The following is a 13,466-nucleotide window of genomic DNA, read 5'->3' as shown; positions in this document are numbered from 1 at the left end:
GCCCGCAACGGAACGGGGCTACAGGCGCCGGCGAAAATGCGGTGACTCGACACTGTAATTGACGCGCCGGTACGCCGGTTGCAGAATTAGAATTGCTGTGCTGCAGCAAGCCGCGACGGGTCCTTCATGAAGATACGGGTAGCAGAACCGCGAGACGCCGAAGCAATCGCGGCTATTTACGCGCCGATTGTGCGCGATACGGCGATTTCTTTCGAGACCGAACCGCCGGGCGCCGCAGAAATGGCGGCGCGGATCGAGGCAACGCTGGCGACCCATCCCTGGCTGGTGGCCGAGGATGCGGGCCGGGTTCTGGGCTATGCCTATGGCAGCCAGCACCGTGTCCGGGCGGCCTATCGCTGGTCCTGCGACGTGACGGTCTATGTCGATGCTTCCGCGCGGCGGCGGGGGCTGGGGCGGCGGCTGTATGGCCGGCTGTTTACCATCCTGGCCGCACAGGGGCTGCAGACCGCCTATGCGGGCATAACCCTGCCAAATGCGGGCAGTGTCGGGCTTCATGAAAGTTGCGGGTTCACGCGCGTCGGCGTGTTCAAGGGCGTTGGCTACAAGTCGGGGGCCTGGCGGGATGTGGGCTGGTGGGGGCTCAAACTACAGGCGCCGGGCGCCGATCCCGTGGAGCCGATTCCGTTTGCAGCCATGCGCCACGGTCACGCTGCGCCGGCCTGATCCGTCTCGGCGTCGTTGCGCCCATTCTGCAAAACAGATTCCGGCGGCGTATTGCGGCGTTGAGCCGCCGAAAAAAAAGATTCTATCTGCAACTGCGTTGCAACTGCGGTTAATCGGTGATATCAGAATGCGAGTAGCTATGCGAATGATTTGCATAACTATTCGCATTTTGTCCGATCCACATGCAACCGAGTGGGAAGAATGATCAATAAATTGAGTTACATATCGACAGGTCTTTGTGGTTTTGCGTGGCTGCTTGCCTTTTCAGCGCCGGCGCATGCCGATGAAGACGTGTATGCCGGGTTCCCCGTAACGTTAAAGGGATATTCCGGTTCGGCAAAAGATTCCGTTTCCTACAAGGGACAGATCGCCCGCCATGTTCTGCACGACTCGCTCAAGAAGCTGGCCGGCAGCGGCAATGGCAGCGCCGACCCGGCGCTCAAGGCGAAGATGCTGGCCTATTTCGAGGGTACGGAACCGGGTCGCGCCATCCTGGCGCCGGTCTCGAACGGACCATTCGTCATCGAGCAGGCCATGGTCGATGACATCAGCAAGGGCCGCGAACTGGCGAGCAAGACCTATAAGGGCGCGATCGCCGGGTGGCCGAACAACATGACCGGTCCGGAAGTCGTCGCCTTCTGGATCGACAAGGCCGCGGCGGCCGACAAGGGCTTCGACATGGCCAACGGTTACAGCTACGCCCAGCTGATTTCCAAGTTCGTTATGGGTGCGGTGTTCTACAATCAGGTGGTTGACGGCTATCTGGATGAAAACCTGTCGGCGGACAAGAAGCCGAACAACGAACCCTATGGCAAGGGCGCGGCCTATACCGGCAAGGAGCATTCCTGGGACGAGGCTTTCGGCTATTTCGGCACGCCGGCGCATACGCTCAAGCTGACTGCCGGCGATATCTACGATATCAACAAGCTGGGCGGCAAAAACCCGGAAGCGACCCTCGCCAAGGCCGATTACAACAAGGACGGCAAGGTAGACCTGTACCGGGAAATGGCGTTCGGGCCGGCGTATTACGCCGCCGGGTTCGATGCCTCGGTCTATGACACGGGTAACGGCACCACGTATCTGCACACGATTACGCGGGCCTTCCTGGACGGCCGCAAGCTGCTGGTCGCGGCAAATGGCGAGAAGCTGACGGATGCGCAGCGCAGCAAGTTGCGCGAATACGCAGCGACGATCGAAAGCAACTGGGAAAAGGTTCTGGCGGAAGCCGCGTTCAAGTATGCGGGTTCGGTCTACAAGGACGTCGACAAGCTGCAGACGATCCTCGAAGCAAAAGGCGACACCGCCACGGTGCTGAGGGACTACGTCAATCACTGGGGCGAACTGAAGGGATTCTCGCTCAGTCTTCAGGCCGGCCGCAAGAATCTCGGCGAGACGTCGGTCGTGTTGAATCGGCTGATCGGGTTCGGTCCGGTCATGCCGAATCTGAGCCAGGTCATCGACGTCGACAGCAACGGTAATTACGTCAAGGGCGAGGCGGTATCGCTGGACGAATACAAACTGCACATGCTCAAGGTTCAGAAGCTGATGGTGGATGAATTCGGCGTGCGTGCGCGCAACAACGATGTAATGGCGGGCATGGCCGGCCTGGCGAAGAAGCTGGGATCGGGCAAAAGCGCCGAAAACGACTGACTGTTTTCCGGTACGGCCGGTTCCCCGCCGGGAGCCGGCCGCATCGAGCAGGGGAGAACATGGAAACGGCGGTCCTTGATTATCTGGCGGAACTCGGCGATGCGTTCGTCAATCCGCAGAAACGGGTATTTATCGGATATCTGCTGGCCGCACTGGCAATCGCCTGTGCGGTCATCGCGTTTTCGGCCGGGACCGGCCTGCGCGCGGGGCTGGGCGAAGGCTGGCGCCGGGTCTTCGACCGGAAAATCTGGTGGTCGGCGTCAGCCAGGGGCGACTATCGGCTGTTCCTGGCGAACCAGGCGGTGATGATGGCCCTGGTGCCGTTCCTCGTCACGCAGGTCGCCCTGGCGGCGGTGCTGTTCGAAACCCTGCATGGCATGGCAGGCGGCCGCCCGATGCTATGGGCGGCGTTGCCGGGATGGGGCGTGGCGCTGCTATTCACGGTCGCGCATTTTATCCTCGACGACGCCACGAAATACCTGGTGCACCGCGCGCTGCACCGCTGGCCCGTGTTATGGGCCTTTCACAAGGTGCATCATTCGGCCGAAACGATGACGCCGCTGACGGTATACCGGACCCACCCGGTGGAGGGGCTGCTGTTTACGTTGCGCGGGATTTTTGTGCAGGCGGTCGTCATCGCGGTGTTCGTATACTACTTCGGGGACCGGGTCGATCTGGTCACGGTGCTGGGCGCGAACCTGTTCGTGTTCGTATTCAACGTGACGGGGGCGAACCTCCGCCATTCGCATATATCGATCGGCTATGGCCGGGTGCTGGAGCGCCTGCTGATTTCACCGGCGCAGCACCAGCTGCACCATTCATCCGATCCGCGCCACCATGACCGCAATTTCGGCATGGCGCTGGCGGTCTGGGACTGGGTCGGCGGCAGCCTGCATCTATCGGAAAAAAACACCGTCCTGCGCTTCGGCCTGGGGACGGAATTGAGTGAAACCGCGCATGGCATTAAAAGCCTGTACGGGCAACCCCTGCAGGAGGCTGCGCGGGTCATCCACGACACCTGTCACACGGGAACAAGAAAAATGATGAACGCCTTAGTTTTGGCAACGGGCCGTGTCGGCCCGGCAATTCGTTCCAGGGCGCGTCTCTTCGCGCTCCTCCTTGCCTTGTCTGCTGTATTCTATCCCGCCGGAACACGCGCGGCGGAAGAACTGAACATCTATTCGCACCGGCAGCCTTTCCTGATCAACCCGTTTATCGATGCCTACACCGCAAAAACCGGGGTAAAGGTGAATATCGTCTATGCCTCGCGTGGGCTCGCGCAGCGTCTGCAGGCCGAACGGGAAAACAGTCCGGCCGATGTGGTGCTGACCGTCGATATCGGGCGGCTGATGGTCTATGCGGACAAGGACCTGCTGGCGCCGGTGGAATCGGCGCTGCTGGAAAAGAATATTCCGGAGCATCTGCGCGATCCGAAGGGGCGCTGGTTTGCATTGTCGAAACGGGCGCGTGTCGTGGCCGTGGCGAAGGGCCGGGTTGATCCGTCCGAAATCGCGCGGATCGAGGATCTCGCCGATCCGAAATGGAAGGACCGCATCTGTTCGCGTCCGGGCAGCCATGTCTATAATCGCGCGCTGATGGCGTCGCTGATCGCAGCGCATGGCGAGGCAAAGGCTGAGGAATGGGCGCGCGGTTTCGTCGCCAATCTGGCCCGCCGGCCGCAGGGTGATGACCGGGCCCAGGTCAAGGCGGTATTCGAGGGCGTGTGCGATATCGCCATCATTAACAACTACTATTTCGGCAAACTGATGGTTGACGAGGACCCGGAAAAACGCGCATGGGCGGACGCGGTGAACATCGTTTTCACCAATCAGGATGACCGTGGCAACCACATCAATATATCGGGCGGCGGCGTCGCCAAATATTCACAGCGAAAACAGCTTGCTGTCGGTTTCCTTGAGTTCCTCAGCGGCATGGAAGCCCAGCGGCTGTATGGCGAGATCAATTTCGAATACCCGGTCAATCCGGAAGTGCCTGCCGCGCCGGAACTGAAGGCTTTGGGGGATTTCAGTGAAGACCAGTTGCCGATTGGCAGGATCGCGCAACTGGCGCCGGCGGCGCAGAAAATTATCGACAGGGTTGGATGGTAACCACCGACGCCCCGACGCAGCGGGCGAGGGGGCGGTCCTTTGGCATGCCCAACCGCTGGTCGGTTCTGACGCTGCTTTGCGCGGCGTTCCTGCTGGGCCCGATCCTGGCGGTCTTCTATGCCGCCACGGGCGACAGCGAAGGATTGTGGCGGCATCTGTCCGAAACCGTCCTTCCAGGCTATATCGCGAATACGCTGGTCCTGATGGCTGGCGTCGGGGCGCTCAGTCTCCTGTTCGGGGTCAGCTCCGCCTGGGTCGTCACGCGCTACGAATTTTTCGGGCGGCAGTCGCTGGAATGGCTGCTGCTGCTGCCCGCGGCCGTCCCCGCCTATATCATCGCCTATACCTATACGGACTTCCTGGAATATGCCGGGCCGGTGCAGGGCATGCTGCGCGCGCTGTTCGGCTGGCACTCCGCGCGGGATTACTGGTTTCCCGAGATACGGTCGATGGGCGGGGCGATCCTGGTCATGGGGTCGGTGCTGTATCCCTATGTCTACATGATGGCGCGTACGGCGTTCAAGCTGACGCCCTATTCGCTGTTCGAGATCGCCCAGATCCACGATCAGGGTCTGTTCCGCCAGGTCGGGCTGCCGATGGCGCGGCCGGCTATTGTCGCCGGGCTGGCCCTGGTGCTGATGGAAACCATCTCCGATTTCGGCACGGTCGATTATTTCGCGGTGCAGACGCTGACGCTGGGCATCTTCAACGTCTGGCTGGGCATGAACAACCTGCCGGCGGCGGCGCAGATCGCCGCCATGTCATTCGTGTTCGTGATCGCCCTGCTGGCGCTGGAGTATTTCGCACGTTCGCGCCGCCGCTACACGGATACCAGCCGCCGCGCGGTCGGGTTCGCGCCTGAACGGGCGCCGCCGCCGCGCGCCGCCGCGTGTTTGTTCATCTGTCTGACACCGGTGGTGATCGGCTTCCTGGTGCCAGTATCGGTGCTCATTCATTTCGTATTGCGGGGTTATACGGACACGGATCTGGCGGCGGTCACCACCGTTGCCTTCAATTCCATCGGAATCTCGTTGATGGTGGCGGTTATCGTCATGGCGCTGGCCGGTTTCATGGTTTTCGTTTCGACCTTTCGCGCCAGCCCGTTTCTGAAAGTCATGACGGCGGTCAGTTCGACCGGTTACGCCTTTCCGGGCACCATTCTGGCCATCGGCGTCGTGGCGTTTTCCGGCGCGCTGGACAGCGGGCTCGACACGCTGCGCGACTGGGTGTTAGGGGATGCGACCGGCGGCTTCCTGACCGGGACAATCGGTCTCGTCCTGCTGGCCTGTACCGTCCGCTTCCTGGCGGTCGGCTATGGCGCGGTAACCTCGGGTGTCGGCAGGCTGCCCCCCAACATGCTGAACGCCAGCCGTGTCCTGGGCCGGAATTTTCCGCAAAGCCTGCGGGAGGTCGTGCTGCCGCTGGTGCGCAGTTCCTTCCTGGCCGGTGGATTGCTGGTCTTTGTCGACGTGATGAAGGAACTGCCGATGACCCTGCTGTTGCGGCCCTTCAATTTCGAGACCCTGGCGACCTATGTGTATCAGTTCGCCAAGGATGAACTGCTGGAACAGGCCGCCCTGCCGGCGCTGTTCGTCGTGCTGTCCGGTGTCGGTCCCGTGATCCTGATGAATGCGGCCCTGCGCCGGGTGGGGCAGAAAAGATAACGGCGCGCCGCATCCGCGGCTGCAATCAGGCGGCCCGCAGCAATTGTATCTTCATGTGCAGGATTTCATGCTGGCCCAGGCCGGTGATTCGGGCGATTTCCCGATAGGACAGCTGCGTTTCGCGGACCAGCGCCCAGGCGTGTTTCTCCGGCGCCATGCACACGGTGCTGCGCCGTGTCTGGCGGGGCGATCGCGCCTGCGCCCGTGCCGCGGCGCGTTTTTCCGCGCCGTCCAGGCCGCGCGCCTCGGCTTCCTGCCGGGCCACCTCGCGCCGTTGCTTGTCCAGGTAGATCTGGTAATCGGTCATATGGACGAAGGCGGCAAATTCCCGCGCCCGCTCCTGGACTTCGCGTTCCCAATTCGACGCGCCGGGCCGTGGCTGCGCCTGGCGCATCGCCGCTTCCTCGAGCGTCATCCCCCGGCGACTGGCCAGCCGTTCCGCCGCGGCAAGCGCATTGCGGCGCTCGCCTTCGAACGGGCTTTCCCTGGCCAGTTTGAGCAGGTTGTGGAATCGTTCCTGCTCGTCGGATGTCAACGGTTCGCGAATGGGAATTTCCCCCGCACAATCGTACTTGATGAGTAATCGACTATAGCAACGCTTTTTGCCGGATTCTACCGCGAGCTTGTTACCGGATGTGGGGCTCCGGCATGTTGGGCGGCCGCGTAAACAGGATCAGCAGGGCGGCGAGCAGCGCGCAGCCGGCGAACAGTATCAGCGAATAGGTATAGACGCCCTTCCAGTCATACAGCGCCCCGGCGATCAGCGGGCCCGCCGCCTGGAAAATCACCTGGACCGGCAGGGCGATGCCGCGGATGGCGCCGTAATTGTTGCGACCGAAATAGTCCGCGAGGATGACCGGCGTCAGCGTCAAGATGCCGCCGATCCCCGCGCCGAACAGCAGCATCGAGGCATAGGCGTGCCATGCCTGGGTAACCCCGATCAGGATCACGGCGCTGGCGCTCATGAAGGCGGCGGCGACACACAGGCCGATGCGGCTGCTGACCCGCCGGTCGAAATAGCCGAACCCCAGGCTGGCGACGGCGGAAATGATCGCAAACAGGCTGACGGCGCTGACCGCCACAAGCGGCGACAATCCGCGCTGGATCAGATGCGGCACCTGATGCAGGCTGATGCCGGCCTGAACCGGAAATATCATGGCCGTATATCCCATGATCAGCCATAGGGCCGGTGTGCGCAGCGCCTGTTTGCGCGTGAATTCCGGCGCGGCGGGCGGTGGTGCGGCGGCGGCTTCGCCGGCACTCACCGCCGGCAGCGCCGTCGAACGATCCGGCAGCATGCCGATATCTTCGGGCTGGCGGACCATCAGGACAAGGTTGGGCAGCACGCCGACGGTCAGAACCACGGCCGCGATGGCGATCCAGCCGGCGCGCCAGTCGCTGCCCTGCATTGCCGCGTGCGCGATGATCGGCATGGTGGCCAGGCTGGCGCTGGAAACGACATTGACGTAGGACATGGCCCGCGCCCGGGAGTGCACGAACCATTTCGCGACGACACTTGTCGTGCCGATATCGAACGGCCCGGCGAACGTCATCCGGGCGATGCAGAAGGCCGCGTAAAACCAGATCAGCGTTTCCGTCAGGGACAGGAACAGCGTTGCCGCACCCAGCAGCAGGGCAGACGCAACGAGGATGAATCCCGAGCCGCGCCGGTCGGCCAGGGTGCCGACCATCGGCGCCGAGAGCGCCGCGAGGATTCCGCCAAGCGAGACGGCGCCGGAAATTTCCGTCCGGGACCAGCCAAGTTCCTCGGTCATCGGAGACACGAATACCGACAATGTGCCAACCGCGCCGCCCTGCTTCACATAGGCGCCGCACATGGCGCAGCCGACGATCACCCAGCCGTAATAGAATGGCAGGCGGCCGGCGAGGAAATGCGCTATTCGAATGTTCGGGGTCAATGCCGCCTACCGTTAGGCTGCGCCGGACGCCCCGTGCAGCCGCCATATTTGTCACCGGCAAGGTTAAAGCGGCGCATCGGATTAGGAAAGCGTGCAGACGTTTGCGGGTACGGCCATCGTGACAGCAAGCGGCCTTTATATTTTTTTACCGGGAAGCGCGGCGCAGGCGTATCTGACTCGCCATCCGCAAGCCACCCGCATCCCTTAAATCACTTATTTGCGTCATTACCTGGGTCGCCGAACAGGAGCTACCCGGCCAGCGCCCGTTCGAGGAATCCTAGCCGGTCTTGTCCCCAATACAGTTCGCCATTGTAAATATAGGTTGGCGCGCCAAACACATGGCGGTCGATGGCTTCCTGCGTATAGGCGTCGTAGGTTTCCGAAATTTCCGGCGTCTTGCTGGCGGCCAGCAGCGCCGCGCCGTCCATGCCCTGTTCATTGGCGATGGCGACGAGGGTATCGTCATCGGCGATGTTGCGTTCCTCCGCCCAGATGGCGCGAAGGATAGCGTTGGACAGGGCGCCTGTGTCCAGGCCCTGAAGGTCCGCGGCGATAACCATCTGGCTTCCCGCCTGATCGGCGGCCGGAAAGAATTTTGGCTCCAGGGTCAGCGGCGCGCCCAGATAATCGCGCCACCGCGCCAGTTCCGCCATCCGGTAGCGCTGGCGTTGCGGCGCGCGCTTGCCAAGGGGAAGGCCGCCGGAAACCGAAAATATCCTGTGAAAGGACGCCGGACGGTAGTTTATCGACGCCCCCGCCTGTTTCGCAATTTCATGGAAGCGTACACTGCCGAGATAGGTCCATGGCGAGCCATGCGATATAAAATAATCGATATTCTTTTTCATGTGCGGTCCCCCCGGGCCACCGAGCCGCGCAACCGGTTGCTGCGCGGCATGGCGGGCTCGGATCAGTTTATGACGTTGATCGCGTTTCCGTCGGTAAAGGCGACGATATCCTTGACCACGCTGGTGTACATTGCCGACAGGCTCTCCTGCGTGACATAGCCTGTATGCGGCGACAGCAGCGTGTTGTCCAGGCTGCGAAGCGGGTGGTCGGCCGGCAGCGGCTCCACGTCGTAGACGTCCAGTCCCGCGCCGGCGATCGTGCGGTTGCGCAGCGCGTCGATCAGCGCGGCCTCGTTAACGATGGGGCCGCGCGATGTGTTTACCAGAAAGGCCGTCGGCTTCATCATGGCCAGTTCCGGCGCGCCGATCAGGTCGCGCGACCGGTCGCTGAGCACCAGCTTGATGCAGACGACGTCGCCCTGCGACAGCGCTTCCTCCTTGGTTACCTTGCGGACCCCCAGTTCGGCGCAGCGTTCCTGGGTCAGGTTCTGGCTCCAGGCGATAACGTCCATGCCGAAGGCCTGACCGTATTTGGCAACTCTTGCGCCCAGGTTGCCAAGCCCCAGACAGGACAGCGTCTTGCCGGCCATGGTCAGGCCCAGATTGGGCTGCCACTGGCCATCGCGCATCGACCTGTCGTCCCGCGCGATATTCTTCATCAGCCCCATGACAAGCGCCCAGGCCAGTTCCGCCGCGGGTGCGCCCGCACCGGCCGCGGCGCAGAGGTCGATGCCGCGCGCCCGCGCCGCCTTGCCGTCGATGGAGGCATTGCGCATGCCCGTTGTGATGATCATCTTCAGGTCGTCCAGCCGGTTGACGATGCCGGCGGTGATTGGTGTGCGTTCGCGCATGCAGACGATCACGTCGAATCCGGTCAGCCGTTTGACGACTGCGTCCTCGCCCGTAATGGTGTCGTTGAAGACGGTGAGGTCCGCCTTACCCTTCAGCGGGCTCCAGTCCGCAATCGTCAGTGCAACATTCTGGTAGTCGTCAAGTATCGCTACGCGCATGGCGCTTTCCCCCTCGTGATCGAATATTCCGGTGATATGCGAGAATATATGAAGACCGGGCCTTCGGCCCAAATTTCAGACCCGCAGATCCAGGAACGAGCCGGCTGACGGCCGCCGTTCACCAGACTGCGCGGTAGCGTTGTCCTGCTGCTGTTCCACCCGCGCCGTTTCCTGCCGCTCCGCGCCAACCGCCGTTTCCGTTTCACGTTGCCGGTCAGCATCGGCTTCCTGCTGGCGGCGTGTCGCGTCGGTCGCCGACACCCGGGATTCCTGCGCCTGCAGCAGCACCGGTTGGCGTTCTTCCTGTGGAACGCGGTTGGCCGCGATAGCCTGTAAATCGATTTCCTCGGCCGCGGCCACCTGCTCGCCGCGAATGAGTTGTAACGGCTGGCCATTGGCATCCGGGCCGAATTTCGCGGTGAAGGCAATGCGGGTCAGTTCCGGCAACGGCCTTGACGTGTCCGCCGTGTCCCGCTGGCGTCTGTCGGCCGTAGCAGCTTCATTTTCCGTTGCGGGCGTTATGCGGGTTGAATCGGGCTCCCGTTCCGAGGGACGACGCTGGTCCGCGGAACTGAAACTCACCTGAAGCGGATCGAATCCGACTGACTGAACCATGGAGATTATTTAGTCCGAAATCGTTAAAATTGCAAGTTGCGGCGTTAACGTTCGGCGGTATTACACGCAATATTTACCATTATCCGTCAGCTTTTTCCACGAGGCCGCCAGGTAATTGAAATAATCTTGCAAATCGCGGTTTTTTCACGGAAATGGGATGGCGTCGCATCGTTTGGCGGAAAACTCTGGCAATTGCCGGAAAATAGTATTAGCGACGGCACAAATTCGGGCACCTTCGAAATTCAGGTTAAAGCGCCGGCGTCGGCGCGAGGGAGCATTCATGGGTATCGTATTCGCCATTGTCGCCATGACGGTCATTGTCGCCGTTTCCAATGTCGCGGTGCAGTTTCCGCTGTCCGACTGGTGGACCTGGGGCACGCTGACCTATCCGGTTTCCTTCCTGATCACGGACCTGACCAATCGGCGTTTCGGCGCGGCAAGGACGCGCCATGTCGTATATGCCGGGTTCGCCTGCGCGGTCGTTCTGTCGATCTGGCTGGCGACGCCGCGGATCGCCCTGGCCTCGGGCACGGCCTTCCTCGTCGCGCAGCTTTCCGATGTCTACGTCTTCGACAGGTTGCGCAACCGGTCCTGGTGGCAGGCGCCGCTGGGTTCCTCCGCGATTGCCGCGATTTTGGATACGACGCTTTTCTTCTCGCTCGCCTTTGCCCTGACGCCGGTGCCCTGGGTGACGCTCGCCATCGGCGATGTCTTTGCCAAGTTCGCGATGGCCGCGATCATGCTGATCCCGTACGGCGTACTGCGCGCCCGTATCCGGCCCGCGGTCGCAACCGGCGACTGATCGCGTGCGGCTGGACGACTTCGATTTCGAGCTGCCGCGCGAGGCCATTGCCCAGCATCCGGTGATCCCGCGCGACAGCGCCAGGCTGCTGGTCGTCGGCGACGGTCCAGCCGACCGGCATGTGCGCGATTTACCGGACCTGCTGCAACCGGGCGATCTGCTGGTCGTCAACGATACACGGGTCCTGCCGGTCCGGCTGGCGGGAAAGCGCGGCGACGTCGCGGTGTCGGTGACGCTGCATACGGATACGGGCAATGGCTGCTGGCGCGCCTTTGCGAAGCCCGGCCGGCGGCTGCGGGTCGGCGACCGGGTCCATTTCGCCGATGATTTCTTCGCTACCGTGGACGCGAAGGAGCCTTCCGGCGATATCCTGTTGCGGTTCGACCTGCCGCAGGACGCATTCGTTGCGGCGCTGCAGCAGTACGGGGCGATGCCCCTGCCGCCTTATATCCGCAGGGCCGAATTCGACGGCGGCGACCTGACCGACTACCAGACAGTATACGCTGAAAAGGACGGGGCGATCGCGGCGCCGACCGCCGGGCTGCATTTCACGCCGGAATTGCTGCGGCGGCTGGCGGCGCGCGGGATCGGCTGCGCCCGGCTGACCCTGCATGTCGGCGCCGGGACGTTCCTGCCGGTGAAGGCGGACGACCTGAAGGACCACGTCATGCATGCCGAATACGGAATAGTCGATGAGGCTACGGCGGCGGCGATCAACGCGACGCGCAAGGCCGGCGGGCGGATTGTCGCGGTTGGCACCACCAGCGTCCGCCTGCTGGAAAGCGCGGTGGACGATGAGGGCGTGGTGCATCCCTTCGAAGGCGAAACCGCCCTGTTCATCACGCCGGGCTTCCGGTTTCGCGCCGTCGACCGGATGATGACGAATTTCCACCTGCCGAAATCGACCCTGTTCGTGCTGGTCTGCGCCTTCGCCGGCCGGGACCGTATGCGCGCCGCGTACGCCCATGCGGTCGAAAGCGGTTACCGGTTCTATTCCTATGGCGATGCCTGCCTGCTGTCGCCGGAAGGAACCGGTGTATGAGCTTCGCATACGAAAAGCTGGTAACACGGGGCAGGGCGCGGCGGGGACGGCTGCACACGGCGCACGGTACGGCGGAAACGCCCGCCTTCATGCCGGTCGGCACCGCGGCGACGGTCAAGGCGATGACGGCGGACGCGGTGCGATCCACCGGGGCGGAGGTCGTGCTGGCCAACACCTACCACCTGATGCTGCGCCCGGGGGCGGAGCGTATTGCGCGGCTCGGCGGGCTGCACAAGTTCATGGGCTGGCAGGGCCCGATCCTGACCGATTCCGGCGGGTTTCAGGTCATGTCCCTGTCGAAACTGCGCAAGATTACGGAGGACGGAGTCGCCTTCCAGTCGCATGTGGACGGGTCGCCCCATAGCCTGACGCCGGAAAGTGCGGTGCAGATCCAGCACCTGCTGGGCTGCGACATCGCCATGGTGCTGGACGAATGCACGCTGCACCCGGCGACCCATGCGGAAGCGGCGGAGTCCATGGCGCGGTCGATGCGCTGGGCGGCGCGCTGCCGGCAGGCGTTTGTGGAGCGCCCCGGCCATGCGCTGTTCGGAATCGTGCAGGGCAGCGTCTATCCGGACCTGCGGGCGGAATCGGCGGCGGCGCTGATCGAAACCGGGTTCGCCGGCTACGCGGTCGGCGGACTGGCGGTTGGGGAGGGGCAGGCGGCGATGTTCGAGGTGCTGGACGCCACCGTGCCGCACCTGCCCGAAGACCGGCCTCGGTACCTGATGGGGGTCGGCACGCCGGATGATATCGTCGGCGCGGTGCTGCGCGGAATCGACATGTTCGATTGCGTACTGCCGACCCGGTCCGGGCGGACAGGCCGCGCCTTTACCGCGCGCGGCATGCTGAATATCCGCAATGCGCGCCACGCGGACGATCCCCGCCCGCTGGAAGAGGACTGCCCGTGCCCCGCCTGCACCGGACACAGCCGCGCCTATCTGCATCACCTGCACCGGAGCGGGGAAATGCTGGGCGGGATGCTTCTGACGTGGCATAACCTGACCTATTATCAGCGATTGATGGCGGGGCTGCGCCAGGCGCTGGAGGCGGACAGGCTGGATGGATTCGTCGCCGGTTTCCGCGCCGGGCAGGGCCAGGGCGATATTGACCCGCTGTGAACCGCA

At 63.1% G+C, this 13,466-nt stretch carries 12 protein-coding genes; 7 read left to right on the top strand and 5 right to left on the bottom strand.

Features of this window, described 5'->3' with window-relative positions:
* The first annotated feature begins 126 nt into the window (after nucleotides 1-126).
* The 4 genes from WD767_13360 (at nucleotide 127) to WD767_13345 (ending at nucleotide 6,106) form a co-directional block, all read left to right on the top strand.
* Complete coding sequence (locus tag WD767_13360) at nucleotides 127-684, top strand: arsinothricin resistance N-acetyltransferase ArsN1 family B (GenBank protein ID MEX2617078.1); 558 nt, start codon at nucleotides 127-129, stop codon at nucleotides 682-684.
* Between the two features lie 201 nt (nucleotides 685-885).
* On the top strand, nucleotides 886-2,334 hold the full coding sequence (locus WD767_13355) for a DUF4856 domain-containing protein (protein MEX2617077.1): 1,449 nt from the start codon (nucleotides 886-888) through the stop codon (nucleotides 2,332-2,334).
* Nucleotides 2,335-2,393: 59 nt separating this feature from the next.
* Nucleotides 2,394-4,442, top strand: a complete 2,049-nt coding sequence (locus tag WD767_13350; protein MEX2617076.1) for an extracellular solute-binding protein — start codon at nucleotides 2,394-2,396, stop codon at nucleotides 4,440-4,442.
* Nucleotides 4,436-6,106: an iron ABC transporter permease gene (locus WD767_13345; GenBank protein ID MEX2617075.1), complete on the top strand. Its 1,671-nt coding sequence runs from the start codon at nucleotides 4,436-4,438 to the stop codon at nucleotides 6,104-6,106. Before WD767_13350 ends, WD767_13345 begins: the two co-directional genes overlap by 7 nt.
* A gap of 25 nt (nucleotides 6,107-6,131) precedes the next feature.
* On the opposite strand, the gene WD767_13340 is transcribed toward WD767_13345, so the two are convergent.
* The 5 genes from WD767_13340 to WD767_13320 form a co-directional block, all read right to left on the bottom strand.
* A complete protein-coding gene (locus WD767_13340) occupies nucleotides 6,132-6,641 on the bottom strand; it encodes a hypothetical protein (GenBank protein ID MEX2617074.1) in 510 nt (169 codons plus the stop codon).
* A gap of 91 nt (nucleotides 6,642-6,732) precedes the next feature.
* Complete coding sequence (locus WD767_13335) at nucleotides 6,733-8,025, bottom strand: MFS transporter (GenBank protein MEX2617073.1); 1,293 nt, start codon at nucleotides 8,023-8,025, stop codon at nucleotides 6,733-6,735.
* A gap of 248 nt (nucleotides 8,026-8,273) precedes the next feature.
* The gene (locus tag WD767_13330) at nucleotides 8,274-8,870 is read right to left on the bottom strand and encodes a 2-hydroxychromene-2-carboxylate isomerase (GenBank protein ID MEX2617072.1); all 597 of its coding nucleotides are present in this window, start codon (nucleotides 8,868-8,870) and stop codon (nucleotides 8,274-8,276) included.
* A gap of 62 nt (nucleotides 8,871-8,932) precedes the next feature.
* Entirely contained in the window at nucleotides 8,933-9,880 is a 948-nt protein-coding gene (locus tag WD767_13325; protein ID MEX2617071.1) for a D-2-hydroxyacid dehydrogenase family protein, read from the bottom strand.
* Between the two features lie 75 nt (nucleotides 9,881-9,955).
* Complete coding sequence (locus WD767_13320) at nucleotides 9,956-10,495, bottom strand: hypothetical protein (GenBank protein ID MEX2617070.1); 540 nt, start codon at nucleotides 10,493-10,495, stop codon at nucleotides 9,956-9,958.
* A gap of 280 nt (nucleotides 10,496-10,775) precedes the next feature.
* Here WD767_13320 and WD767_13315 point away from each other — a divergent pair, with 280 nt between their 5' ends.
* From WD767_13315 to tgt, 3 genes are read left to right on the top strand one after another with little or no spacing between them, the layout of a single operon-like run.
* Complete coding sequence (locus WD767_13315) at nucleotides 10,776-11,297, top strand: queuosine precursor transporter (protein MEX2617069.1); 522 nt, start codon at nucleotides 10,776-10,778, stop codon at nucleotides 11,295-11,297.
* A gap of 4 nt (nucleotides 11,298-11,301) precedes the next feature.
* Nucleotides 11,302-12,339: a tRNA preQ1(34) S-adenosylmethionine ribosyltransferase-isomerase QueA gene (gene queA / locus WD767_13310; GenBank protein MEX2617068.1), complete on the top strand. Its 1,038-nt coding sequence runs from the start codon at nucleotides 11,302-11,304 to the stop codon at nucleotides 12,337-12,339.
* Nucleotides 12,336-13,460 carry a tRNA guanosine(34) transglycosylase Tgt gene (tgt, locus tag WD767_13305; GenBank protein MEX2617067.1) on the top strand — a complete coding sequence of 375 codons (1,125 nt, stop codon included), beginning with the start codon at nucleotides 12,336-12,338 and terminating at the stop codon, nucleotides 13,458-13,460. Before queA ends, tgt begins: the two co-directional genes overlap by 4 nt.
* Nucleotides 13,461-13,466: the final 6 nt, after the last annotated feature.

It is taken from the genome of Alphaproteobacteria bacterium (assembly GCA_040905865.1).
GTDB lineage: Bacteria > Pseudomonadota > Alphaproteobacteria > UBA8366.
Note: the sequence above shows the minus strand (reverse complement) of the source record. Positions and strands in the feature narration are given on the sequence as shown.